The sequence below is a fragment of the Mesorhizobium sp. M0909 genome, from assembly GCF_040319515.1.
Lineage (GTDB): Bacteria > Pseudomonadota > Alphaproteobacteria > Rhizobiales > Rhizobiaceae > Mesorhizobium.
Genome location: NZ_JAMYOA010000034.1, coordinates 1 through 23308 on the forward strand (window position 1 = coordinate 1; position 23308 = coordinate 23308).

The window sequence follows — 23308 nt, forward strand, 5'->3', positions numbered from 1 at the left end:
CACCTCCCTCGAGGTGGATGTTGAATCAGCACAAAACGCAGCCGTCACATCACAATCGATTCATCGATCACAGGACGTGCTCTAGCCAATGCGGAACGTATCCATCCCGTCAAACCTCGGGCCTTCTCAAGGGGCATTGGCGAGCAAGCGAATTAGTAAAACCCGCCGCCATGAGGGAGCGGCCTCTTTAGGCAGTCTCCTTGCATTCTTGCGTCTTCCTGCGACTGTCGGCAGGTTCAGGCGACATGGATGCAACATGGCACATGGCTGAATCGCTAGCTTGTTAGGGAGAAGGCATATGGGTCTGGTTTTTACCGGCGAAGAGGGAATCACTGAGCGGTTCGAGTTGTTGCTTGAAGCCTTTGATGGAACAGAGCGCGTCCTCGTCGTAACATCAACCGAAGCGATCGAAGACTTCGGCTTGGATGCCGTCCGCGAAATGGCATCTAAAAAATACGATGCAGGGCAGTTGGACGAGGCCGGCCGCGTTAGAGTTCTGACTAGCGACCTGCAAGGTAAATAGCCCGCCATCTTGAGACAGCGGGCTCTCTCGGCAGTTGCCTTGGAGTCCTGCGTCTTCCTGCGACTATCGGCAGGTTCAGACGACATCGGCGCCACATTGGGAGCTCAGGCGATGGCACCAGTTAGGGCGCGCTGTCTCGGGCAGCAAGCACCTGCGAAGATTATCTTTTTTTAATTTACCTTTTGCTGCGTCGAGCTCCTAGTCTCTCCCCCAGGGCCGAGAACCGCCGGCGATGCCTCCCACATCGCGACACGACGGAACCGGACGGCCCGGACGGAAGGCGGAAGGACCCCACGCCGCCGCTTTCCCTAACAAAAGGAGATGCCGCCGTGCGCTCTCTCAGGATTGCAACCCTCACCTCAATTCTCATCGCCCTTCCGTTGGCCAGCGCCTATGCCGCCGGACATGCCAAGGGAGCCCTCGACGAGTCGACGCCGACCGTCTTCTATGGTCCGCGCCTGGCCGGCTTCCTCGACCAGGTACAGGGCATCGATAAGGGTATCACCGATGCTAGGCAAGAGAAGACGATCACGCCGGCGGAGGCGCAAAGGCTGCACATGCAGGCCGCCCACATCAGCCAGGCAGCCGAAAGGACAGCCGGTGCGGATCATGGTCGGATCCCGGCTCCGAAATACCAGCAGTTGCTTCGCCAGGCCGATAATCTCGACCAGAAGCTCCGGCTCGACAGCGGCAGTGGCTTCTTAATCGGCGACGGCTCCGATGGTGGCCATTATCCAAACGGCTGAAATCATTACAGCGCCGCGCGTCCAGAAGGACGCGATGGCGCTTCGGAAATGAGAAAGCCCGCTACCGTGAGGCATGCGGCGGTCGGCTACGTGGCGGGCCGGCGGAGAGTTCAGTAACGGTACTCGGATGAACAGCTCCTAGACGGACTTCGGCGGCTACGCGCCGCTCACGGGCAATCTCACGTTGTCGCTGATTAATGCGGACTCCGATCTGCCCACATACCGCGTGTTCAAAAAGCGGTTTGGCTCGATGGCCGCCGCCTATACGCTGGCTGGCTTTCCAAGCATGGATTCAGAGCTAAAGCTGAGCTCGGCCGCGCGTAGGCGGGCCAGCGGCCCGGAGGGATTGCGACGCGACGTCTCGAAGCCTCCGAGCGAAGGACACGTTTGACCACCAAAACACCGAGGCTTGCCATTGATCCTTGCAAGCTCGCGCCAGTCCGTATCCTCAGCAACCGCGTTGAGCAGAGGGGCGAGGCAAGCAGACGCTCTTCGTTCTAGCCTGTCAGCACGCAAGACGCGGGGCGCCCTCGTCGGCGATTTCGGGATCGAGCAAAGGTGGGCGCGCATTCCCAAATTCTAGCGCTTCGTGACACAGGGAGTTGTGGCTTCGCTAGTGTGGCGCCCCCCTCTCTCGCCGCATTGGCCGAAAAGATGAAGCAGCGGACGGGATCGGAGCCGTCGAGTGTACATCGTGACGGCCAAGATCAACAAAGACAACCTGAGACATCGGGAGCGAGGGCAACAAGGTATTAAGCGAGGGCGAACGATCATGCTCCCGTAGTCGCGGCTGCTTCGGATGGGCGAGCCCGCGTGTCCGGAGGGAGAGGACGACGCGGGTTCTTCCTTAGCTACTATTGAAAATGGTGCAAGACGGTGCGCCTCCGTTGCGATGCCACAGTGACTGAAGGTGGCTGACAGCTACTCGCGACTGTCGAAAGCCACGCAGAGGCACATGGCAGTTGCTGGCCTTTGGCGACCACGCCTATCTGGCGCTGACCCTGCGCCGCCGTCCTACGACCAGGTCCGGTTGCCTGAGCTCTCCAACCTCGCCACAAAGATGCGGGTGCCAACGGTGGTGACGAACGACGTTCTGTTCCACGAACCTGGCCGACGCGTCCTGCAGGACGTGGTGACGGCCATTCGCCACAACGTGACGATCAACGAGCTGGGGTTCCGGCGCGAGCTCCATGCCGACCGCTATCTCAATCACCCGAAGAAATGACGCGGCTGTTTGCGCGCCACCCGGACCGAGGCAGCGCGCGGAGCGGCATAAGTCATCCGTCCTCGCGCTTTCCACTCCACCAAGCGCTGACGAGGCGTTGACATCGCAAGCCGCAACAAGTGAACTTGCGGCCGATGCAGATCAATCAGGTTCTCTCCTTCGCCATCATCGCACTCACGATGGCGGCGTTCGTGTGGGGCCGTTTCCGTTATGATCTCGTCGCTTGCGGCGCGCTGATCGCCACGCTCGCCACCGGAGTCGTACCATATGACGCGGCGTTTTCCGGCTTCAGCGACGATATCGTTATCATCGTCGGCAGCGCGCTGCTGGTCAGCGCCGGCGTGGCGCGCTCCGGCATCATGGAACTCGCCATCCAGCGCTACGCGCCAAACGTGATCGGCATCCGGGCGCAACTCGTCCTTCTGGTCGCCGTCGTCACCGTGCTGTCGGCCTTCGTCAAGAACATCGGCGCGCTGGCGATCATGATCCCGATCGCCTTCCAATTCGCCCGCAAATCCAACACCTCGCCCTCGGTGTTCCTGATGCCGATGGCATTCGGTTCGCTGCTCGGCGGGCTGATGACGCAGATCGGCACTTCGCCCAACATTGTCGTCTCGCGCATTCGCGAGGAAATCACGGGCACCGCCTTCACCATGTTCGACTTCACGCCGGTCGGTGCGGCACTGGCAGCAGCCGGCATCGTCTTCCTGGCGCTATTCTACTGGCTGGTGCCGGTGCGAACCCGCGAGTCTAGTTCCATCCACGAGGCGCTCGACAGCCACAGCTATGTCACCGAGGCGCGGGTCGTTGCCGACTCGGTGGTCAACGGCAAGAGCGTGGCCGACCTTCTGAAATATGCCGGCGGAGAAGTGGTGGTCACGTCGATCCTGCGCGCTCGCACTCAGCGTATCATGCCGCTGCCGGACGCGGTGCTGCGCGAGGGCGACATCATGCTGGTCGAAGGCCTGCCGGAGGCGCTCGACCGGGTCGTCGCCCAGGCGAAGCTCAGCGTCACCGGGAGCCGCGAGGCGGCCGGCGGCGGTGGCAACGAATCGTCCACCGCCATTGAAGCCGTCGTGGGCGAACATTCCTCGCTTATCGGCTGGTCCGCGCAACAGCTGGCGCTCTACGACCGTTTCAATGTCAATCTGCTGGCCGTCAGCCGCAAAGGCGAGCGCATCAGCGAGCGTCTCGGTGCAGTGACGCTGCGGATGGGCGACGTGGTCGTGCTGCAAGGCAATCCGCAGCGATTGCCTGAGATCTTGCGCGAACTCGGCGCCCTGCCGCTCGCCGAGCGCCCGATCCTGCTCGGCAGCGCGCGCCGCGGCGTCGTCCCAGTCCTCATACTGGCGGCGGCGATGGGTGCCACCGCTGGTGGCATGCTGCCGGTGCCGATTGCCTTCTTCACAGCTGCCGTCGCCATGGTGCTTTTCCGTGTCGTTCCCCTGCGTGAGGTCTATGCGGCGATTGATGGGCCGATCCTAGTCATGCTTGCAGCTCTTATTCCGGTCAGCGATTCGCTTCGCCGAACTGGCGCCACCAACGCCATCGCCGGATGGCTCGCCGATATCGCCACAACCCTACCGCCACTCGGCGCGCTGGCGCTGATCCTGATCGTCTCCATGGCGGTGACACCATTCCTCAACAACGCCGCCACCGTGCTGGTCGTCGCGCCGATTGCCGCCGGTTTCGCCGAAATGCTGGGCTACCGCCCCGAAGCTTTCCTGATGGCGGTGGCGATCGGCGCAGGCTGCGATTTTCTCACTCCAATCGGCCACCAATGCAATACGCTTGTTATGAGCCCCGGCGGCTACCGTTTCAGCGACTACCCACGGCTTGGCTTGCCGCTGTCGATGTTGGTCATCCTAGTCGCCGTTCCGATGCTGATGCTGGTCTGGCCGTTGCAGTAGTTTTTTGCCATCGCGGCCACCAGGCGCTCGAGCGGACTGGAGCACTCTGAACAGCGCCAGCGTAATGTCTGATTTGGAAGCGTGCGCGACATTTGGGATGGTGCTGAAGAAGAAGCGGTTAGCGTGGAACCCGGCCATCCAGCGTGCCTATCGGAACGGCCCGGTTGCGCCCGTTGGCAGATTAGCAGACCGGCGCAGGCCCAGCACCAATCGGGGCCGCCGCCACGGCAAGCAACAGAACTGTTCGCGGTCGGTTACGGGCAACCGTGGACGTCTCTCTACGCGGTCCCGTCCGTCTCACTTCGTCATCGACCTCGCGCACCGGAAGATAGGCATTTGTTCCAGCCATTCCCGCATCTCGGCGGCAATCGAGTTCAGCGCATCTTCTGTCGTCGGCTCAAGCGGCACGCCAGTGACATTCCGAAGCAACAGGCAGCGCGGCGCAGAATGATCTGCAGATCGGCTCGAGGTATGTCTCCGACACAACAGGCGGCGCTTTCAAGTTCCTGGGCGACAGATAGACGAGGTATAACTCGGATGCTTTTCAATGGCGGGCTCCATTGCTCCTGCCGCAGAGGGATTCACGAGATGCGTTAAGATTGAGCCGGCAAGCCCTCGCGGTCGGTGCTGCCGTCCGCTGCTACTGTGGCCAGCAGATCGATGCCGGCATGGCGCATAAAGGCCTCGGCGACGCTCAACCGTTCCGGCCCGGCAAACGGGTCGGCCTCGCGGCCGCGGAAGCTAAGACGCTTTGCGCCCGCCGGGCGAACCTCGCCGGCGACCTACCGACAGTTCGCGCCTCGCTGCGGACGCTCATCTCTCACTGAAAACCGGCATTCTAACCATAACTGACTAAATTAGAAGTTTCTTACATACGTTTGGAACTTTGTAGCTTTCGTTCCATTTTCAACCGCATGCGAGAGTCTGTGGTCCACGACCCTGGAATGACGGTGAACAGGTCACCGCCTCGCTACTCGCTGGTCCTGCCCATATACAATGAAGAGCAGGTGCTGCCTCGGCTGGTCGAGCGGATCAGTTGGCTGATCGGCCGGCTGGACGGAGAAACGGAGGCCATCTTCGTCGATGACGGAAGCGTCGATGGAAGCGTCGAATACCTGCAAAAGATGGTCGCCGCCGAACCACGCTTTCGGCTGATCGAATTTTCCCGCAATTTCGGCCACCAGATGGCGATTACCGCCGGTATGGATGCCGCTGCGGGCGATGCCGTCATCGTCATGGATGCCGACCTGCAGGACCCGCCGGAGGTCGTTCTCGATCTGGTGGCAAAGTGGAAGGAAGGCTTCGAGATCGTCTATGCCCGCCGAGTCAAGCGCGAGGGCGACTCCTGGTTCAAGCGCTTTACGGCAAGTCTTTTCTATCGCCTGCTGGAGAAAATGACGTCGGTCGATATTCCGCGCGACGTCGGCGACTTTCGCCTGGTCGGCCGCAAGGCGCTGGAAACCTTCAAGCATATGCCCGAACATGACCGCTTCGTTAGGGGCATGTTCGGCTGGATGGGCTTCAAGCAGACGGCAGTGCCCTTTGAGCGCCACGCGCGAACCCTGGGCCAGACCAAGTACCCATTCTGGAAGATGATGCAGCTTGCGGTTCACGGCATCGTCAGTTTCTCCGAGAAGCCGTTGCGCCTAGCGCTCTGGGGCGGATTGGCCATTTCCGTGCTTGCGGTGGTCTTTGGTGCCTACGCGATGTTTGCCTGGTTTTTTGAAGCCGGCATCATTGCCGGGTGGACATCCACGGTGGTGATCGTGTCGCTCCTGTGCGGGATCAATCTTTTCATGACCGGCGTGGTCGGGCTCTATGTTGGCAGCATCCACGCCGAGGTGAAACGCCGCCCGCTGTACGTGATCGATCGGCTCACCGGCTTCGACGAGGCGATGCGTGCCGTCTCTGGTAAGCGCCGCCGATCGTTTCACAAGCCCAGGAGTGGAGTTCCCGCCAATGGGCGAACTCTTCGACAGCTATAATTCCAACTATGGCGAGGCGGTCGAAGGGTCCATCCGGTTTTCCGGACTCAGGCACGACTTCTTCCTTGTCGCCAAGGCGGACCTGCTGCGGCGTCTGGTGGTCGAGCGAAAGCTTCGGCAGGGTGGGTCGGCTGTAACGGCGCTGGATGTCGGCTGCGGCGTCGGTTCGCTCCACCCCTATCTCGACGGCGCTTTCGACAGCCTCGATGGTTGCGACGTCTCGCAAGACTCGATTTTGCGCGCCAGCCAACACAATCCGCGTGTGGCTTACAGGACATGCAGCACGCAGGGGCTGCCTTATGAGGACGGCACGTTCGACCTGGCTTTCGCCAGTTGTGTCGTCCATCACGTTCCGCCCTCCTCCTGGCTCGATTTCTTCCTGGAAATGCGGCGCGTCGTGCGGCCAGGCGGTGTCGCCTGCATCATCGAGCACAATCCCTATAATCCGATGACGCGTCTTGCGGTGTTCCGGTGTCCGTTCGACCACGATGCGGTCCTGCTCAACGCGGCCAGAGCAAGGTCCCTCTTTCAGGAAACAGGCTTCAGGGACATCCGCTCCGAGCATTTCCTGCTGCTGCCCTCGGCAAGGCCCTTGGCCAAAAAGGTCGAGCGCCTGCTTTCTGCCCTGCCGCTTGGAGCCCAGTACGTGTGCAGCGCTTATGTCTGAGCGCCGTTCGACCGGCGACGCCGGGCTGAGGCTGCTGGCGCGCTTCGGGTCGGTCGGCATCGCTGCAACGATCCTGTATGCAGTGATGGCCACCGCTTTGGTCGAATGGCAACGGTTCGGCCTCTCGCCGGTCGGTGCCTCGCTCGCGGCTTACACCGCAGCCGCCCTGTTTTCTTATCTTGCTCATAAGTTCGTGACTTTCGCGTCGAGCGGATCGCATCGATCGGAGGCTCCGCGTTTTCTCTTGCTGACGGCAACCGGCTTCGCCGTGGCTTACGCGGCGCCGGCACTTTTGACGGCGAAACTCGGCCTGCCGCCGATCATTGCCATTCTGGTTACATGCTTGCTTGCTCCGGGGGTCAATCTCTTCATGCTCGACCGCTGGGTTTTTGCGCAGCGAAGACCCGGCCAGCAACGTGATCGCCCGCCCTAATCCGCCTCAATGGGATCGAGCCGGAGCGACAACAATTTGATGGAGCGCTTATAGATGTTGCTGGCGGCCGGACTTGGCGGAATGCCGTCGAGGTAGTCGAAGGCGATGTCGAGTGTCCTCGCCCCGGGGAGGGCCGCCGGTGGGATGACGAACGTGACCGTGCGTGGCTCTTTGCCGGACAGCATCACCGCATGCACCCGAACGCCGTTCACCGAGATCACAACCCTTTGCGTGATCTGTGGCGGACGAATGACAGCGGCCATTTGCAGCGTGGCCGTCAGGCCGTCGCGAAGCGGCGGTAGCTTCAGGCGAAGCCGCGAGGTCTCGCCCAGGGAATGGGTGCCGTCGGCTACCGGCCCCGACCAGCCACAGACCATCATGCCGGCGGCCTGTTTGGCCCCATCGGACCGGAAGGACACTGTCTGGCCAAGGGCGTAGCTGCCGACGGCGTCGCGGTTGAGGCAGGTTGTCGTCTGGTCGATGTAATAGGCGCGATAGTCGGCGTAGACGTTCGGATTGACGGCAAGCGCAAGGATGATGATTTCGGAGCCGGCCAGAACCGCCGCCAGCGCGTAGCCGCCAAGCGAGGCCGCGCGCCGATATGGGTCCGGAATGCTAGACCAGGGCAAGATAGCCCCCGATCCATGCGACGGTCATGAAATAGCAGGCGCCCAGGAAGAGACCCAGAGCCGCAAGAAAAGTCAGCTTCGACGCCGACAACAGCGTGGTCAGCAACATTGTCAGAGGCGCAAGCCCAACGACGTATCTGACCATCGAGGCCAGGTTCGTGATCAGCGGCGAGATGATGCAGCAGGCGCAGAACAGCGCGGCGCCATATTGCCTGCGAACCGCCAGAACCGCCGATAATGCGAGTCCTATGAGTGCGGCGAGCGCGCTCCATTGCGGGGCTGTGGGCAGCCATCCGTCTGTCGGAACGGCCGAGAGTCCATCCCATATAAAGGCGAGCGGATTGCCCGCCACCCGTCCAAACGCGCGCTGGACGTGCAGGAAGGCAAAGCCGTCCCCGACCGTCAGATAGAGGAACAGGATGTAGGCGAACAAGCCGGCAGGCGAGATGAGAATTGCAACGAGCAGATCCGGTCGGCCAAGCAACCAACGCGGGAACGACAGCGCCGATCCGCCCTTTGCGCGGTAATCCCTGAACATCTGAATGACGGTCGCAAATACAACAAGCACTCCGACGAGCCTGGTTGCCGACAGCAGAGCCGATGACAGCCCCGCGGCCAGATAGCTGGAGCGTTTGAGTGCGAGAAAAACGCACGACGTCAGCAGCACGAAAAGAGGTTCGGTCAGGAAGGTCGTGAAGTGAAAGGAGAACGGGCCGCTGAGCAGAAAGGCGCAATACAGCACATAAGCGCGCATGTTCTTCTCAATCAGCGGCCACGCCACCAGACAGGCCGCGTAGCTGCACGCAATCGATGTGATCGATGCAACCACTATCGTCGGGAAAGGGAAAACAGACCGGATTGCCGCCACCACCATCGGATAGAACGGGAAGAAGCCCCAGCGTCCGACATTGCTCTGGTTTGGAATGGGAAAGCGCTCATAACCGTGTTCGGAAATGTCGACATACCACGCGCAATCCCACCGGCAGAGCGCCTGGGTATAGGCTGCGAAGCCTGGTTCCGCCGAGACCGAAGCAAATGCGGCATAGCGAATGGCCAGTCCACTGACGACGAACAGCAGCGGCACCGCCGCGACCGCAATAAAGCGGCCGCCGGCGTTCCGACGCGCGACAGCTTCGAGCGCCAAAATCTGCCTCCACCCGTTCAAGTGGCTGGCGCCACGCAAAGCTAGATGACGCGCGCCCGGGTGAATTCAAGGCATGCAACGCGGCTCGAATGGCGGTACCGCTACCCCGCGCTTCTGAGCCAGACCAGCATCTCGCCGGGGTCGCGGTTGTCCCAGGCGAAATACGGCACGGCGGTGAGCTTCGCTTCCTCCACCGCCGGCGGTTTGGTGCGGTAGAGCCCCTCTTCCCAGTTTTCGAAAGCCTCCTTTTTGGCGATCGCCGAAAGTGTCACGACGCCGCCCAGAAGGTTCGGCTGCTGATGCGCCTCGATGTCGGCGGTTCGCGGCAGGGCGATGCGGTGCAGCTGGCTGGAATTGTCGGTCTCCTCGACGCAATAGATCAGCAGCCCGCGCGCCAGTGCGACGCGGCCGATATCCTGCCGCACCTGGGGGTTGGCGTATAGACGGTCGACCGCCATTTCGAGGTCGAGCTCGACGCGGTCGCCTTTGCGCCATTCGCGGCGGATCGCGGCGTAACCGTCGCTGCTGATGGCAGCCAGATCGACATCGGGGCCGTTGACCTTGAGCGCCGGCGATAGTGAGCATGCTCCGGCGAGCGCTCTCCAAGGAGACTTAGCCGTCTATCGACCGATCGAAAGAACCTTTACGTCTCAAGAGAGCATCTGCAGAACTGGCTCGCGAAATACCAAGACCAGCAGTCAAGTCCGCTTTCAGTCAGTGGCAAAGGCTGGCCTCAACGGCCGCTAAGAAGGCGCAGAAGCAGACGGTCGGCTTTCAAACCGGAGCGACAAGAGCAGACCTTTGTTCGGCGCAAGTGCCGTCCTGACGTGACGCAACGCGGTCTTTCGGCTGCGGGCGCCGCTGGCTGGAGCTGCGTTAGTCGATCGGAGGCCAATGGTATTTTCAATGGAACGCTAATATACATGGAAACCCAAACGAGCAGCGCCTGCCAGATATTGAGGAATGCCATGCCAAGGCTCATCTTCACGGCAATGTGTATCGCCGCCGCAACAGCCGCTAACGCCCATGATTGGTACGAAGACAAGATTGACCCGCAGACCAAATTCAAGTGCTGCGGTGGTTCTGATTGCCGCGCCGTACCTCGGTCTTCGGTGCGGTCCAGGGTAGACGGTGGCTACACTTATTTGCCGCATAATTTCACCATCCCACGAGACCGGGTACAGGAATCCCCGGACGGTCAATACCACATATGCGAAAATAAATATGTTGTAACCAATCAGCTGTATTGGCGTTGCTTCTTCGCACCTCGTGTAGATGTATCTATACTTCTAAAGCATTAACCGCGCTTCCGCATTTCACATCCGCAAGGCGCTAGTCCATTAATTCTGTTGTACTTTCTTCAAATTGTCGAAGCTCAAGCCGTGCGCGACTGCCCCAGGGATTTCATTGAATACGCCGCGGCCACCGAGAGCCTGCGCACCCTGGGCGTTACTCCATAGGGCGCACTGCCGCGGGTGACTTCTGGGCGCGCTCCGCGGCTGGCGATTTCGGCCCCGATGGGCAGCCAAGCGATAGGGGATAACTGGCGCGGGATCATCAGCACGGTTGATGCGGGAGCGGCATTCGCCGGATGTGGTAGCTGCGGCTGCAGTCTCGAATTTGACGCATCAGCACTTGCAAATCGTCGGCCGAGGTCTTTTGCTCGCGCGATAGTTGCCCTTGACCGTTGAATGGTTGGCGAACAGATGAACAAGCTCGATCGACGGCGGCCAGAGTCAGAAACGGACGCCACCGTAAATGCCGCGAGACTTGGAACTCGGCTGCGCCTCGCCCGCCAGACACGCGGCATGACGCTGAAGACGCTGGCTGGGGCTGCGAATTGCTCGGAAAGCCTGCTGTCCAAGATCGAGAACGGCAAGGCTTCGCCGTCACTGCCCATGCTTCACCGCCTGGTCGAAGTTCTCGACACCAACATCGGCTGGATGTTCGAGCAAGTCGATGACGACGAGGCGATCGTATTTCGGGCGGGCGCAAGGCCTTTGATCGCGCTCGACGCGCTACGGCGTGGCGAAGGCATTTCGCTCGAACGCATCATTCCATATTCGCCTGGCCACCTCCTACAATGCAACATCCATCACATCGAGGCAGAGGGCTCGAGCGAAGGTCCGATCCAGCATGCCGGCGAGGAAGTCGGTTATGTGCTCGCCGGCCGGATCGAACTGATCGTCGACGGCAAGAGCCATGCTCTCGCCGCGGGCGATGCCTTCGTGTTCAGGTCGGAGTTGCCGCATCATTACCGCAACATCGGCGAGGAACGCGCTAGCATTTTCTGGGTCAACACGCCGGCGACTTTCTGAGCAACGCTCTGCGGTCATTTGGATTGACAAATATTCAAGTCTCTTGAATGTTTGCCTTGTGCCTGTAGCACCAACGGGACCAGCCGAGGTCTGGTCCGCAAGCAAGGGGAACCGAAATGCGTCTGTTCAAACTTCTCGCCGGCTGTGCCGCCGCCATTGCTATGGGGTCGGCAGCGATGGGATCGGCGCTTGCCGATACGTTCGCTCTCGTCAACATCAACCAGCAGGCCCTGTTCTTCAACCAGATCAACGAGGGCGCGCAAAAGGCAGCCGACGCCGCCGGCGTCAAGCTGGTCATTTTCAACGCCAACAATGTGCCGAGCGCGCAGAACGACGCGATCGAGAACTACATCACGCAGAAAGTCGACGGCATCATTCTGGTCGCTATCGACGTCAACGGCGTCAAGCCTGCGATCACCGCCGCCAAGTCGGCCGGCATTCCCGTCATAGCTATCGACGCGCAGATCCCCGACGGCGACAATATTTCGTTCATCGGCGTCGACAACACCAAGGCCGGCGAGGACATCGGCAAATTCTACGCCGACTATGTGAAGACCGAGATGGGCGGCAAGGCCAAGATCGGTATCGTCGGCGCACTCAATTCATTCATCCAGAACCAGCGGCTCGACGGCTTCAAGAAGGCGGTCACCGAAAGCGGCCAGGCCGTCACCTTCCTCGACACGGTCGACGGCCAGAACGTTCAGGAGACCGCGTTGAGCGCTTCGGAAAACCTGATGACCGCCAACCCGGACATGAACTCGCTCTATGCGACCGGAGAGCCGGCCTTGCTCGGCGCCGTTTCGGCCGTAACCAGCCAGGGCCGCACCAGCGACGTCAAGGTATTCGGCTGGGATCTGACCAAGCAGGCCGTTCAGGGCATCGACGACGGCTGGGTGGTCGCGGTCGTGCAGCAGGATCCGGCCGGCGAAGGCAAGGCCGCGGTCGAAGCGCTGGGCAAGCTCAAGAAGGGCGAGAAAATCGATCCGATCATCAATATCCCGGTGACGATCGTGACCAAGAAGAATGTCGACCAATACCGCGCGATGTTCAAGTAAACTGCGTCGGCGACCGAGCCGCGGCGCCGCCTGAGGCTGCGCCGCGGACACATTGCAATCGCGTGGAATCCCAGATGAGCAGTGGCCAGACCTATCGGGTGCGGATGAGCGGCATCTCAAAGCGCTACAACGCCATCCAGACGCTCGATGACGTGTCGCTGACGCTGAAGCCGGGCGAGGTGCTAGGGCTGGTCGGCGACAATGGTGCCGGCAAGTCGACATTGAGCAAGGTGCTGTCGGGGGCTGTGGTTCCCGACGCCGGCACCATCGAAATCGACGGCAAGCCGGTGATCTTCAGCTCGCCGGCGGACGCACGTGCGGCGCGCGTCGAGATGGTCTACCAGGACCTGTCGCTCTGCGACACTGTCGATGTCGCCGGCAATCTGTTTCTCGGCCGCGAGCCGCGCCGCCGCATCGCAGGCATTTCCTTTCTCGACAAGAAGCGCATGCATGACGAGACGCGCCAGATGCTCGATCGGCTCGGCATAGTCATCGCCGACACCCGGCTCAAGGTCGAAAACCTCTCCGGCGGGCAGCGCCAGTCGATCGCGATCGGCCGCGCCGCCTCGTTCGAGCCGGCCGTGCTGATCATGGACGAGCCGACGGCAGCGCTTGCCGTGGCCGAAGTCGAGGCGGTGCTCGAACTGATCCGCGCGGTCAGTGCGCGCGGTGTCAGCGTCATCCTGATCACCCACCGGCTGCAGGATCTGTTCCTCGTCTGCGATCGCATCCAGGTCATGTATGAAGGGCGCAATGTCGCCGAGCGGCTGATCGGCGAGACCAATATCGAAGACGTGGTCAATCTGATCGTCGGCCGCAAGTTCAGTGCGCGTTCCGCCACCAATGGCTATCGCGGTGGAGCGCCGGCATGAGCGACGCGATCCACGCCGCCCAGCCCTCACGAGTGCGCAAGGGCACCTGGCGCGATGTGCTGCACGCCAATGGCAGTGTCGTCTCGATCGCGCTGTTCTTTCTGGTCGTCTGCATCATCTTCTCGGTTGCGACCGACGCGTTTCTGACATCGCCCAATCTGTTGAACATCCTGCGGCAGTCGGCGCCGCTGCTGATCGTCGCCGCGGCAATGACTTTCGTCATCACGACCGGCGGCATCGATCTTTCGGTCGGCTCCGTGCTGGCACTAGTGGCGACGCTGTCGGCGACGCTTTTGCAGTTCGGCCTGCCGTGGCCAGTCGTTATCGTCGCCATGTTGGCGCTCGGTGCCCTGCTTGGCGCGGCGCAGGGCTATTTCGTCGCCTATGAGGGCATCCCGTCCTTCATCGTCACGCTTGCCGGGCTTTCGGTGATCCGTGGCGTGGCGCTGCTGATCACCGGCGGCTATTCCATCCCGATCGAGCCAGGAAGCGCTTTCACCGTGCTGGGCCGCGCCTGGTTCCTTGGCGTGCCGGTGCCGGCGCTGATCGCGCTGGCGATCCTGGCCATCGCCTATCTCGCCTTCAACGAGACGCCATTCGGCCGCTATGTCACCGGTATCGGCGCCAACGCCGAGGCCGTGCGGCGTGCCGGCGTCAACACGCGGCAGACGACGCTCTTCGTCTACGTGATTTCCGCCACCGCGGCAGCCCTTGCCGGGATCATCATTGCTGCCCGGCTTGGATCGGGATCTTCGAATGCCGGACAGGGTTTCGAGCTGGAAGTCATTGCCGCCGTCGTGCTCGGCGGCACCAGCCTGTTCGGCGGCCGCGGAACGATCATCGGCACGGTGCTCGGCGCGCTGACCGTGGCCGTCATCGGCAACGGCCTGATCCTGGCGCATCTGTCGCCTTTCCTGACGCCGATCGTCACCGGAACGATCATCCTGATCGCCATCTGGCTGAACTTCCGCCTGTTCCGCGGCGCCGTGCGGAGCCGTTGAGCCGATGAGCGGTCTGTTCGATGACGCAGTGCCCGCCCAGCGGCTGCCAGTCGGGGTCGCAACCGGCCATGTGATGACCGTGCTCGGCCCGGTTCCGGTCGAGGAGATGGGCATCACGCTGATGCACGAGCACATCTTGCTCGATGGCGCGCGCAGCTGGAAATGCCCCTGCCACCCCGACGACATGGCGATCGCCGAGCAGCCGGTGAACATCGAGATCATCGGCGAGTTGCGCATGAACCCTTACGTCAACCGCGACAACGTCTCGCTCGACGACGCCGACCTGGCGCTGTCGGAGCTGCAGCGCTATCGCGCGCTGGGCGGCCACACCGTCGTCGATGCCACCAATATCGGCATCGGCCGCGACCCCGACAAGCTCGCCCGCATCAGCCGCATGTCCGGCCTGAAGATCGTCATGGGCACCGGCTTCTATCTTGAGCACACCCATCCCGAATGGCTGAAGGCGATGGATGTGGACGCCGTTACCGAGTTCATCGTCAACGACGTCGGCGGCGGCGGGACGCAACCGCCGATCATGGCCGGGTTGATCGGCGAGGTCGGCGTCAGCAAGGATTTCACCGCCGAAGAACGCAAGTCGCTGCGGGCTTCGGCGCGCGCCTCGCGCATCACCGGCGTGCCGCTGTCGATCCATCTGCCTGGCTGGGAGCGGCTGGCGCACGACGTGCTTGATATCGTCGAGGCCGAGGGCGCCGATCTCCGCCACACCGTACTCTGCCACATGAACCCGAGCCACGACGATCCCGATTACCAGAAAAGCCTCGCCCGGCGCGGCGCGTTACTCGAATACGACATGATCGGCATGGACTATTATTATGCCGACCAGGACGCGCAATCGCCCTCCGACGAGGAGAACGCACGCGCCATCGCGAATCTTGTCGAGGCCGGCTTCGGCGACCGCCTGCTGCTGTCGCAGGATGTCTTCCTAAAGATCATGCTGACCCGCTTCGGCGGCTTCGGCTACGGCTATATCCTGAAGCATTTCATACCGCGCCTGAAACGGCATGGCGTCGAGCAGGCGGCCATCGACCGCATGCTGATCGCCAATCCGAAGAGCGTGTTCGCGCGGCTCCAAGCGGCCTAGACTTACGACGGAGTTCAAATGTCCAAGAAGAAGATCCTGCTTGCCGGCGAATCCTGGGTGTCGACCGCGACCCACATCAAGGGTTTCGACCAGTTCCCGACTGTCACCTATCACACCGGCGCCGACGAATTGCTGGGCGCGCTCAAGGCGACCGACTTCGACGTCACCTTCATGCCGGCACATGAGGCGCAGCGCGGGTTTCCTCAGACGATGGAGGCGCTGTTAGCCTATGACGCGGTCGTGCTCTCCGACATTGGCGCCAACACGCTGCTGCTGCATCCCGACACCTGGGTCCACTCTAAGCCGACGCCGAACCGCCTGCGCCTGCTCCGCGATTACGTCAGCGGCGGCGGCGGTCTGTTGATGTTCGGCGGTTACTACAGCTTCCAGGGCATCAATGGCGGCGCGCGCTACCGCAAGACGCCGATTGAGGACGTGCTGCCGGTGAACTGCCTGGCATTCGACGACCGAGTCGAGGTTCCCGAAGGCTTTGCGCCGGTGCCGCAAGCCGGGTCGAGCCATCCCATCCTCAGGGGTCTCGGTTCGGACTGGCCGATCCTGCTCGGCTTCAACGAGGTGACACTGAAGGACAATTCGGAAGTTCTGGCCAGCGTCTCGTCGGATTATGGTTCGCTGCCGCTGCTTGTCACCGGCCATTACGGCAAGGGCCGCACCGTGGCCTGGACATCCGATGTCGGGCCGCATTGGCTGCCGCCGCAATTCATCGCCTGGCCAGGCTACAAGACCCTATTCGAACAGATGCTGGGCTGGGCGACCGGTGAGAGCTGAGCCATGCATGTCCACGTCGTCGGCAATGCCTGCGTCGATACCGTGTTTCGCGTCGGCCGCTTCCCTGCGGCTGGCGAGACTTTGAATGCCGTGAGCTATGCCGACGGGCTCGGCGGCAAGGGCGCCAATCAGGCGGTCGCAGCAGCGCGGACTGGTGCAGGGGTGACGTTCTGGACGGCGCTCGGCAAGGACCGCGAAGGCACATGGATCAGAGACCGCCTTGACAGCGAACTGTCAGACCTCGAGGTCAGCGAATTCGAGCTGCCGAGCGACCGCTCGACCATCGTCGTCGATCGAGGCGGCGAGAACTTCATCGTCAGCGGCGTTGCCTGCAGCGAAGCGTTCGATCCGGTGGCGCAAACAGCACTTGTCCGCTGGATCGCTCCCGACGATATCCTCGTCTGCCAGGGAAATTTGCGGACTGCCGTGACCAATGCCTGCCTCAGAGCAGCAAGGGAAAACGGCGCACGCACTGTTCTCAACGCCAGCCCGATCGATGCGGCATCCGTTCCCGATCTTGGCCTGGCGGAGTTTTTGGTTGTCAACCAATCCGAGGCGAAAACCCTGACCGGCCGGGATGACATGATAGCAGCCGCCGGCGCGCTGGTAGCCAAAGGTGCAGGCACCGTCGTCATCACGCTCGGCGCCGCAGGCTGTCTCGTGCTTGGCCCGGGCCATGAAGAGCCGCTTCGTTTGCCGGCGCCGCAGGTCGAGGCGCTCGACACCAGCGGCGCCGGCGATGTGTTCTGCGGCTGTCTCGCCGGCGGGCTTGCGCGGGGCATGTTGGTCACCTCGGCGCTGGATCTTGCGCTTGCGGCCGCCGCAATCGCCGTGACACGGCCGGGCACGCTGGCATCCTGTCCTTCCGCCTCCGAGGTGGCGGTGCTCATCGATCAAACGGAGCTCTCATGACCCAGATAGGCCAATCCGGCGGCGACGCACTCTTGCACCTTTTCGGCCGCACCAAGGTAGTGATCGGCGTCGTTCACCTGGCGCCCCTGCCCGGCGCGCCGCGCTACGACGGCGAGGCCGTGGAAGTGATTTACCAGCGCGGGCTCGATGACGCCAAAGCCTATCTCGACGGCGGCTGCGACGGCGTCATCGTCGAGAACCATGGCGACATCCCTTTCGCCAAGCCTGACGATATCGGGCCGGAGACGGCGGCCTATATGGCGGTCATTTCCGATCGCATCCGCCGCGAGCTCGGCAGACCGGTCGGCATCAACGTGCTGGCCAATGCCGCGATCCCGGCTTTGGCGATCGCCAGCGCTGCCGGCGCCGGTTTCGTCCGCGTCAATCAATGGGCGAACGCATATGTCGCCAATGAGGGTTTTGTCGAAGGCGAGTCGGGCCGCGCGGCGCGCTACCGCGCCAGGCTGCGCGCCAACGGCATCCGCATTTTCGCCGATGCCCATGTCAAACACGGCGCACATGCCATCGTCGCCGACCGTCCGGTGGAGGAACTAGTCAAGGACCTGGTCTTCTTCGATGCCGATGCCATCATCGCTACCGGCCAGCGCACCGGCCACGCCGCGGATTTGGGCTACATCAGCATGATCAAGCAGGCCGCCGGCCTGCCGACGCTGGTCGGAAGCGGTGTCACGGCGGACAATGCCAAGGATATCCTCGCCATCGTCGACGGGGTCATCATCGCCAGCGCGCTGAAGCACGACGGCGTCTGGTGGAACCAGGTCGACTCTGCTCGAGTAAAGGCGTTCATGGGTGGTCTGAAGCGATAGCTGACTTCAACCGCCTAGCCCACCGGTCGGGCCACCTCCGTCAGAGACGACGGACAGGCCCAGGATACTGCGCGACCAGATCGTCGATGGTCAGCAATGTGATGCCTTTGACAATCGATTGAGCAATCAGATCCGATCGAAGGGGTCTTTGTGGATGGGTGGAAGCCCATCCACCGCAATGGCATGCTCGCTGGTGATTGGCAGCTAATGATAGCCATTGTCTATCAGGCCCCGACGTAAAAGACGCGCATCGACCCTAAAGTCAGGGCGGCCCAGACCGCGCTTGTTGGCAATCTCCCAGAGGCTTGCGGCGCTGAAAGTCAGGTGGTTGTCGACATTCTCGATTTCGGCGAGGGCGGCGGACGGGAGCTTCTCGGGCTCGCCCGCCGCCCAAAGCAGAAGATGGGTATCGAGCAGAAGTTTCATGCATCGCCGCCAAACAGCTTCTCGATTTCCTCAGCGGCCATACGATCAAAATCGTCCGGAACTGAAAACTGCCCGGCCATAAACCCCACGCGACGCATTTCGCCGGCGGCAGGTGCGTCTATGGCAACGACCTTGACCATCGGCTTGCCGGATTTGGCGATAATGAAGGATTCGCCTTTGGCCGCCCTCTCGATAAGACGAGACAGATGCGTCTTGGCCTCGTGGATATTGACGGTGGGCATTGCGGGCCTCTGACTTAGTCCATGCAACTTAGTCTACACGAGCCCGATTTTCGAGCGTGTTTCAATCAGTGAAGGTGAAGGATGCCGGATGCGGCTGATCCTTTCGGATCGGCCGCATGGCACGACTTCAACAAAGGCGCGTAATCGATTGTCTGAACTGCATGTTTGTTGGGACTACGTCTCACCTGATGTTGGCCGAACCTGTTGGTCCGCCATGCGAGGTCGGAGTTCACAGGACCGATTTTTGCCGAACAAATGCTCTACGATGTGCAGGGGCCGGAAGCGAAACGTTCCGCTTTTAGGGCGCTGCACCACAGCGGCGACGAGCCCGACGCTGTACCGAAGGCGATCGACGCGACGGGCGCCAAGGGCCTTACCGGACTCTATGTTCCCTTCACGATTCTCGGTTTAGTCGGTCGGCGGAATTGAGCGGCGCTCTCGAGGGCCAAGGCCAACCGCTTCTCGTCTTCGATGGCGCGATCGACTGCCTCAATCGAGGTGCTGCAGGCGATGACCTCCCTGCTCGAGCGCTGGCAATGCCTGGTGCGCCCCGCCACCTCGACCGGTGACGCGCTCGACATGCTTGGCGATACCGACTGGTTGCCAGACATTGTTATAGCCGACCAGCATCTCGACGGCGGCGACCTCGGCACCACCACAATCGCCGAGGTCCGTGATTATCTCGGCCGCGCCGTGCCGGCACTGATCGTCACCGCCGACGGTTCGGAGACCGTCGCCAACGCCGCCCGCGCCGCTGGCATCGAGCTGATGCGCAAGCCGCTGAAGCCAGCGCAGCTAAGGGCGCTGCTGGCGCATTTGCTGGCTTGAACTGGTCGTATCTTCCCAGCACACGGGTCACCGTATTCCAGCCATAAGGGTTGCAACAATCGAAGGCGAACGCAGTTTCGTCGAAGCCATCCTTGTCGCGACCGCCACCGGACGGCCGCGGATCGCGTCGTGACCTAGTACTACAGTTGCGGATGTCCATGCCGTTTGTAATGACAGATGGTGGCCGCGGCCTGATGTCGTCGTCGCCATAGCGCCAGGCGATGATGAAGGGCTTTTGTGTCGGTGGGAAGATGAGGATCCGGGCGAGGAGATAGCGGATCTCGGGGACGCTCGGGACGAGCGCAGCCATCCGGATCAGGCGGCGATTGGCTCCTTTGGACTCGTATCGTTCGGTTTGCTCCATGCGCTGCGGCGAAGATCAGCCGATAGCTTCGAGAGGAATGCCAGGGCGGCCATGCACAGGCTCATGTGCCGATGCCATCCGTGCCAGGACCGAGCCCCGCAATGATCAAGTCCGAGATCATCCTTAGCGCACTCAAAGCACTCCTCGATCGCCCAGCGCAGGCCGGCCACTGCCGCCAATTCGGCCAAGGAGGAACCGGGCGGGGCGGAGACCAGGTAGTAGGCTTTTTCTCCGGATGTCGATCGCTTGCGGCGGACGAGAAGCCAATGCTCGAAGCCGCCTTTTGACGTCCAAGGGCGGCGGATGCGTGCCCAGTCGAAGAGCCGAGGCCCTTTGGCGCCTTCACCTGCCGCATGACAGACCCAGTCGTCGGGCTCGAACTCGCTGGCCAGTTCCTCGGGCGAGGTTTCCTCAAACAGACGATCCCCTCCCCGGCGCATGAAGTGAGCGCCTCGAACCGCCAAGACATAGGGCTGCTCGCGAGCTTCCAGCATCCGGCGAAGGCCGCTGTCCGCCCCGTAGACAGCGTCGCCCAGAACGTAAGCGCACAGGCCGCCGGCATCGAGCGCCGCCTCGACCATGGCGCGCGCCATCTTTGGCTTGGTCGCAAACTCGACCGTTTCCGGGATCGACGCCCTGGCACATCGCGCCCGATCCTTTGTCCAGCTCTCCGGCAGATAAAGGCGACGATCGACCAGCGCTTGGCCGTAGCGGCTCGCGTAAGCCAAGAACACGCCGATCTGGCTGTTCTCGATCCGCCCCGCCGTTCCCGAGTACTGACGCGCGACACCGGCGGAACGATCGCCCTTCTTCACAAATCCCGTCTCGTCGACGATCAGGACGCCATCCTCATCGCCCAACGCCTCCACCACATAATCGCGAACCTCGTCTCGGAGCCGATCAGCGTCCCAGTGGCTGCGCCCCAACAGCGACTGCATCCGATAGGGCCGCTCCGCTCCGGACTGCTCAGCCATCAGCCAGCCTGTCTTGCACTCAATGGCGGAAAGAAGGCCGTCAAGGAAATCTGCGCCCGTCTCCCCGCAACTCACGACGAGGAAGCACCCGCCCCAACCCGCGCCTTCAGCGCTGTGAGCTCCTGCTCCCAAGCCAACAACGGCCCTGACCACGAAGCGACAGACATGGTTCCCTCCATAACCTGTCGAAGTGAATCAGAAAACCAATGATCCGCAACTGTAGTACTAGGCTGGTAATCCGTCACGGGGTGATCACATAACTACAAATCTGAAACGCTATCGTGCAGATAGCTGCGATCGAAATCGGCACGCCAAACGGCACGACGCCTTTGCGATCCAGATGCTGAATGTAAAGGCGGAAGGCGCCCGCGGGTAGCATGAAGGGGTTCTTCACGATCAGTGCCGTCGCGAGCGCGAAGACCAGCAGCAGCACTGAAAACACGACGAGCCCATTGCCGCCGATGAGGAAAGAGACGGCCGTCATCAGCTTGACATCACCGGCGCCGATCTTTCGCATGGCCCAGAACGGGAACAGCGCAACTAACAGCAGAAGGCCGGCAAGCGCGCTCAGACCCATGTCCCACCACGACCCGGTCAGGATCGACAGAAACTCCTGCGAGCCCAGCCCAAGGCACAAAACCAGCAGCACGTCACGATTGGATATTTTCTGGGTGGTGAAGTCGAGCCAGGCGATCCTTGCAAGCAAAGAAATGGCCAGTCCCTTCAGCAGCAGCGCTGCGGCAAGCAACATGCTACCGCCTTACCGCTCGAGATTCTTTACGCTGGACGACAGCAGCCGCAGATTGTTGGCGATCGTCGGATCGTTGGGCACCAGTTCGTATGCCTTGAGGAAATTGCTGCGCGCGTCCTGCAGCTTGCCGCGCAGCAGATAGGAATAGCCGACATTGTTGTAATACTCGGGCGTCCCGCCGACCAGCCGGAAGGCCTGGCTATAGGCTCGGTCGGCGAGGTCGAAGCGGCGGATGCGATCGCTACAGGCGGCCAGACCCATCCAGGCACCACCATCATTGGGCGCCAGTTGCGTCGCCTTGTAGAAAAGGGCGCCGGCATTGCCGTAATTTTCCGCGCGGAACTGGTTTTTGGCTTCGGCAACAGCCTGGTCCGAGGCATAATATTCGACATTGCTGATAGTCTTCAGTCCGTCGAAGGTGTCTCCAAAGGCAGTCAGTTCGACTTTCGCAGGCTCATTGGTGCGAACGACACCCGTGCTGTCCGCCCCATTCGTCTGACAGCCGGAAAGCACAATGACCAGCAGACTGGCTGCGGCGGCAAGGCGAATTGGCCCTGTCATTTCGTCCCCCAAACGAGTTCTCCGACTCAGTATTTCGACCAAAGCATATACCTGCCTAGAAGAAAACACCTTTCATCCGGACGATAATCGGCAGCAGCACAATCATCAAGACAACCGGAAAAACGCAAATCCCCAGCGGGATCATCATCTTGACCGGCAAAGCGTTGCCGCGCTCTTCAGCGCGAAGAATTCTCTTGCTACGCATCTCGTCGCTATAAACGCGCAAAGCGTCCGTGAGGCTGGTGCCAAGTTCTTCCGACTGCCGGAACAGTATCGACAGCGCCCGCGCCTCCTCAAGGCCAAGGCGATCGGAGAGATCTCGAAGACCCTCGCGCAGCGGTTTGCCGGCGCGCAGTTGCAGATTCATGATCGCAAGCTGGATGCCGAGCCATTTGTGGGTGCCGGCAAGTTCCTGACTGACACGCTCGACTGCCGCTTCCAGGCTCATGCCCGCGTCGGCGCAGGTGATCATCATGTCCATGAAATCGGGAAAGCCGCGACGATAGGTTTCCTTCTGCGCATTTTCGAAGCGATCCAGGGCGATGCTGGGAACGACGAGGCAAGCGAGGCCAAACAATGCAGCAGCTGCGAATGTCAAAAAACCTGGTATTTGCGGCGGCACCACTGCAACCAACCCGGTGTATGATCCGAGAAAGCCGATAGCGACAGCGCCGAAACGCGACAAGGTATACGTAAGAGGCGCGCTCGCTTGATAGAATCCTGCGCGAAAGAGCTTTGCTTCTAGAGCATCCGGCTCACTGCGTTCCTTTTCCATCGATCGGAAATAAGCATCGACCGGACGTTGCGCCGCAATCTTGGCAAGCTGTTCCTGCCCAAGAAGGGACCGGCGGTCGGCAATCCCCTCGGAACGCAAGCTTTGCGCCACCAGTTTCCGGGTCTGAAGCGCAGGCATAAAGGTGAACGCACCGAACAAAAATAGCGCTGCCGTGGCCAGGAAAACAGCGACGGAGACCAATAGGCCCAGACCCTGAATGTTCGTAAACAGGCCCATGTCCCGCTCCGG

Annotated in this window: 22 protein-coding genes and 5 pseudogenes; 16 read left to right on the top strand and 11 right to left on the bottom strand. The window is 61.6% G+C overall.

Annotated elements, in window-relative coordinates; translation table 11 throughout:
* Positions 1-298: 298 nt before the first annotated feature.
* The 4 genes and pseudogenes from NKH83_RS30010 to NKH83_RS30025 all read left to right on the top strand — a co-directional run bounded on the left by NKH83_RS30010 (position 299) and on the right by NKH83_RS30025 (position 4404).
* On the top strand, positions 299-523 hold the full coding sequence (locus NKH83_RS30010) for a hypothetical protein (RefSeq protein ID WP_352808649.1): 225 nt from the start codon (positions 299-301) through the stop codon (positions 521-523).
* A 329-nt stretch (positions 524-852) separates the two neighbouring features.
* Entirely contained in the window at positions 853-1269 is a 417-nt protein-coding gene (locus tag NKH83_RS30015; protein WP_352808650.1) for a hypothetical protein, read from the top strand.
* 971 nt (positions 1270-2240) lie between these two features.
* A pseudogene (locus NKH83_RS30020) lies at positions 2241-2520 on the top strand (PHP domain-containing protein); the annotation flags it as partial.
* Positions 2521-2628: 108 nt separating this feature from the next.
* Positions 2629-4404 (top strand): SLC13 family permease, encoded by a 1776-nt coding sequence (locus tag NKH83_RS30025; RefSeq protein ID WP_352808651.1) that lies wholly within the window; start codon positions 2629-2631, stop codon positions 4402-4404.
* A gap of 596 nt (positions 4405-5000) precedes the next feature.
* On the opposite strand, the pseudogene NKH83_RS30030 reads toward NKH83_RS30025, so the two are convergent.
* Positions 5001-5153 (bottom strand): annotated as a pseudogene (locus NKH83_RS30030) (EF-P lysine aminoacylase EpmA); the annotation flags it as partial.
* 195 nt (positions 5154-5348) lie between these two features.
* Here NKH83_RS30030 and NKH83_RS30035 point away from each other — a divergent pair.
* From NKH83_RS30035 to NKH83_RS30045, 3 genes are read left to right on the top strand one after another with little or no spacing between them, the layout of a single operon-like run.
* Complete coding sequence (locus NKH83_RS30035; protein WP_352808710.1) at positions 5349-6389, top strand: glycosyltransferase family 2 protein; 1041 nt, start codon at positions 5349-5351, stop codon at positions 6387-6389.
* Positions 6364-7056 carry a class I SAM-dependent methyltransferase gene (locus NKH83_RS30040; protein ID WP_352808653.1) on the top strand — a complete coding sequence of 231 codons (693 nt, stop codon included), beginning with the start codon at positions 6364-6366 and terminating at the stop codon, positions 7054-7056. Before NKH83_RS30035 ends, NKH83_RS30040 begins: the two co-directional genes overlap by 26 nt.
* On the top strand, positions 7049-7489 hold the full coding sequence (locus tag NKH83_RS30045; RefSeq protein WP_352808654.1) for a GtrA family protein: 441 nt from the start codon (positions 7049-7051) through the stop codon (positions 7487-7489). Before NKH83_RS30040 ends, NKH83_RS30045 begins: the two co-directional genes overlap by 8 nt.
* Here NKH83_RS30045 and NKH83_RS30050 read toward each other — a convergent pair.
* From NKH83_RS30050 to NKH83_RS30065, 4 genes and pseudogenes are all read right to left on the bottom strand, one after another.
* Entirely contained in the window at positions 7486-8118 is a 633-nt protein-coding gene (locus NKH83_RS30050) for a hypothetical protein (RefSeq protein WP_352808655.1), read from the bottom strand. The genes NKH83_RS30045 and NKH83_RS30050 overlap by 4 nt on opposite strands.
* Entirely contained in the window at positions 8105-9262 is a 1158-nt protein-coding gene (locus NKH83_RS30055; RefSeq protein WP_352808657.1) for a putative hexosyltransferase, read from the bottom strand. Before NKH83_RS30055 ends, NKH83_RS30050 begins: the two co-directional genes overlap by 14 nt.
* Before the next feature lie 101 nt (positions 9263-9363).
* Positions 9364-9720 carry a hypothetical protein gene (locus tag NKH83_RS30060; RefSeq protein ID WP_352808658.1) on the bottom strand — a complete coding sequence of 119 codons (357 nt, stop codon included), beginning with the start codon at positions 9718-9720 and terminating at the stop codon, positions 9364-9366.
* A 9-nt stretch (positions 9721-9729) separates the two neighbouring features.
* Positions 9730-9825: pseudogene (locus NKH83_RS30065) on the bottom strand (hypothetical protein); the annotation flags it as partial.
* 1143 nt (positions 9826-10968) lie between these two features.
* Here NKH83_RS30065 and NKH83_RS30070 point away from each other — a divergent pair.
* From NKH83_RS30070 to NKH83_RS30105, 8 genes are all read left to right on the top strand, one after another.
* Positions 10969-11580 carry a cupin domain-containing protein gene (locus tag NKH83_RS30070; RefSeq protein ID WP_352808659.1) on the top strand — a complete coding sequence of 204 codons (612 nt, stop codon included), beginning with the start codon at positions 10969-10971 and terminating at the stop codon, positions 11578-11580.
* 116 nt (positions 11581-11696) lie between these two features.
* On the top strand, positions 11697-12635 hold the full coding sequence (locus NKH83_RS30075; RefSeq protein WP_352808660.1) for an ABC transporter substrate-binding protein: 939 nt from the start codon (positions 11697-11699) through the stop codon (positions 12633-12635).
* 74 nt (positions 12636-12709) lie between these two features.
* Positions 12710-13507: an ATP-binding cassette domain-containing protein gene (locus NKH83_RS30080; RefSeq protein ID WP_023721835.1), complete on the top strand. Its 798-nt coding sequence runs from the start codon at positions 12710-12712 to the stop codon at positions 13505-13507.
* Positions 13504-14508: an ABC transporter permease gene (locus NKH83_RS30085; RefSeq protein WP_352808662.1), complete on the top strand. Its 1005-nt coding sequence runs from the start codon at positions 13504-13506 to the stop codon at positions 14506-14508. Before NKH83_RS30080 ends, NKH83_RS30085 begins: the two co-directional genes overlap by 4 nt.
* Positions 14509-14512: 4 nt before the next feature.
* Entirely contained in the window at positions 14513-15610 is a 1098-nt protein-coding gene (locus NKH83_RS30090; RefSeq protein WP_352808664.1) for a phosphotriesterase family protein, read from the top strand.
* 18 nt (positions 15611-15628) lie between these two features.
* Complete coding sequence (locus tag NKH83_RS30095; RefSeq protein WP_352808665.1) at positions 15629-16399, top strand: glutamine amidotransferase; 771 nt, start codon at positions 15629-15631, stop codon at positions 16397-16399.
* Positions 16400-16402: 3 nt separating this feature from the next.
* The gene (locus NKH83_RS30100) at positions 16403-17311 is read left to right on the top strand and encodes a ribokinase (RefSeq protein WP_352808667.1); all 909 of its coding nucleotides are present in this window, start codon (positions 16403-16405) and stop codon (positions 17309-17311) included.
* A complete protein-coding gene (locus tag NKH83_RS30105) occupies positions 17308-18138 on the top strand; it encodes a BtpA/SgcQ family protein (protein WP_352808670.1) in 831 nt (276 codons plus the stop codon). Before NKH83_RS30100 ends, NKH83_RS30105 begins: the two co-directional genes overlap by 4 nt.
* A 40-nt stretch (positions 18139-18178) precedes the next feature.
* Here NKH83_RS30105 and NKH83_RS30110 read toward each other — a convergent pair.
* A pseudogene (locus NKH83_RS30110) lies at positions 18179-18564 on the bottom strand (type II toxin-antitoxin system VapC family toxin).
* Positions 18561-18806 (bottom strand): type II toxin-antitoxin system Phd/YefM family antitoxin, encoded by a 246-nt coding sequence (locus tag NKH83_RS30115; RefSeq protein WP_352808671.1) that lies wholly within the window; start codon positions 18804-18806, stop codon positions 18561-18563. The pseudogene NKH83_RS30110 and the gene NKH83_RS30115 overlap by 4 nt, the downstream one beginning before the upstream one ends.
* Before the next feature lie 510 nt (positions 18807-19316).
* Between NKH83_RS30115 and NKH83_RS30120 the strand changes: the two genes are divergently transcribed.
* A complete protein-coding gene (locus tag NKH83_RS30120) occupies positions 19317-19634 on the top strand; it encodes a response regulator (protein ID WP_352808672.1) in 318 nt (105 codons plus the stop codon).
* A 315-nt stretch (positions 19635-19949) separates the two neighbouring features.
* Here the strand turns inward: NKH83_RS30120 and NKH83_RS30125 are convergent.
* From NKH83_RS30125 to NKH83_RS30140, 4 genes and pseudogenes are all read right to left on the bottom strand, one after another.
* A pseudogene (locus NKH83_RS30125) lies at positions 19950-21139 on the bottom strand (IS701 family transposase).
* A gap of 74 nt (positions 21140-21213) precedes the next feature.
* Positions 21214-21723 (bottom strand): prepilin peptidase, encoded by a 510-nt coding sequence (locus NKH83_RS30130; RefSeq protein ID WP_352808675.1) that lies wholly within the window; start codon positions 21721-21723, stop codon positions 21214-21216.
* 9 nt (positions 21724-21732) lie between these two features.
* Positions 21733-22284: a tetratricopeptide repeat protein gene (locus NKH83_RS30135; protein WP_352808677.1), complete on the bottom strand. Its 552-nt coding sequence runs from the start codon at positions 22282-22284 to the stop codon at positions 21733-21735.
* Positions 22285-22339: 55 nt separating this feature from the next.
* Positions 22340-23296: a type II secretion system F family protein gene (locus NKH83_RS30140; protein ID WP_352808678.1), complete on the bottom strand. Its 957-nt coding sequence runs from the start codon at positions 23294-23296 to the stop codon at positions 22340-22342.
* Positions 23297-23308: the final 12 nt, after the last annotated feature.

Excerpts from the sequence above, each read along its gene's own strand:
- NKH83_RS30010 (WP_352808649.1), top strand. The coding sequence starts at position 299 with ATGGGTCTGGTTTTTACCGGCGAAGAGGGAATCACTGAGCGGTTCGAG.
- NKH83_RS30025 (WP_352808651.1), top strand. The coding sequence starts at position 2,629 with ATGCAGATCAATCAGGTTCTCTCCTTCGCCATCATCGCACTCACGATG.
- NKH83_RS30035 (WP_352808710.1), top strand. The coding sequence starts at position 5,349 with ATGACGGTGAACAGGTCACCGCCTCGCTACTCGCTGGTCCTGCCCATA.
- NKH83_RS30040 (WP_352808653.1), top strand. The coding sequence starts at position 6,364 with ATGGGCGAACTCTTCGACAGCTATAATTCCAACTATGGCGAGGCGGTC.
- NKH83_RS30045 (WP_352808654.1), top strand. The coding sequence starts at position 7,049 with ATGTCTGAGCGCCGTTCGACCGGCGACGCCGGGCTGAGGCTGCTGGCG.
- NKH83_RS30060 (WP_352808658.1), bottom strand. The coding sequence starts at position 9,720 with ATGGCGGTCGACCGTCTATACGCCAACCCCCAGGTGCGGCAGGATATC.
- NKH83_RS30070 (WP_352808659.1), top strand. The coding sequence starts at position 10,969 with ATGAACAAGCTCGATCGACGGCGGCCAGAGTCAGAAACGGACGCCACC.
- NKH83_RS30075 (WP_352808660.1), top strand. The coding sequence starts at position 11,697 with ATGCGTCTGTTCAAACTTCTCGCCGGCTGTGCCGCCGCCATTGCTATG.
- NKH83_RS30080 (WP_023721835.1), top strand. The coding sequence starts at position 12,710 with ATGAGCAGTGGCCAGACCTATCGGGTGCGGATGAGCGGCATCTCAAAG.
- NKH83_RS30085 (WP_352808662.1), top strand. The coding sequence starts at position 13,504 with ATGAGCGACGCGATCCACGCCGCCCAGCCCTCACGAGTGCGCAAGGGC.
- NKH83_RS30090 (WP_352808664.1), top strand. The coding sequence starts at position 14,513 with ATGAGCGGTCTGTTCGATGACGCAGTGCCCGCCCAGCGGCTGCCAGTC.
- NKH83_RS30095 (WP_352808665.1), top strand. The coding sequence starts at position 15,629 with ATGTCCAAGAAGAAGATCCTGCTTGCCGGCGAATCCTGGGTGTCGACC.
- NKH83_RS30100 (WP_352808667.1), top strand. The coding sequence starts at position 16,403 with ATGCATGTCCACGTCGTCGGCAATGCCTGCGTCGATACCGTGTTTCGC.
- NKH83_RS30105 (WP_352808670.1), top strand. The coding sequence starts at position 17,308 with ATGACCCAGATAGGCCAATCCGGCGGCGACGCACTCTTGCACCTTTTC.
- NKH83_RS30115 (WP_352808671.1), bottom strand. The coding sequence starts at position 18,806 with ATGCCCACCGTCAATATCCACGAGGCCAAGACGCATCTGTCTCGTCTT.
- NKH83_RS30120 (WP_352808672.1), top strand. The coding sequence starts at position 19,317 with ATGACCTCCCTGCTCGAGCGCTGGCAATGCCTGGTGCGCCCCGCCACC.
- NKH83_RS30130 (WP_352808675.1), bottom strand. The coding sequence starts at position 21,723 with ATGTTGCTTGCCGCAGCGCTGCTGCTGAAGGGACTGGCCATTTCTTTG.
- NKH83_RS30135 (WP_352808677.1), bottom strand. The coding sequence starts at position 22,284 with ATGACAGGGCCAATTCGCCTTGCCGCCGCAGCCAGTCTGCTGGTCATT.
- NKH83_RS30140 (WP_352808678.1), bottom strand. The coding sequence starts at position 23,296 with ATGGGCCTGTTTACGAACATTCAGGGTCTGGGCCTATTGGTCTCCGTC.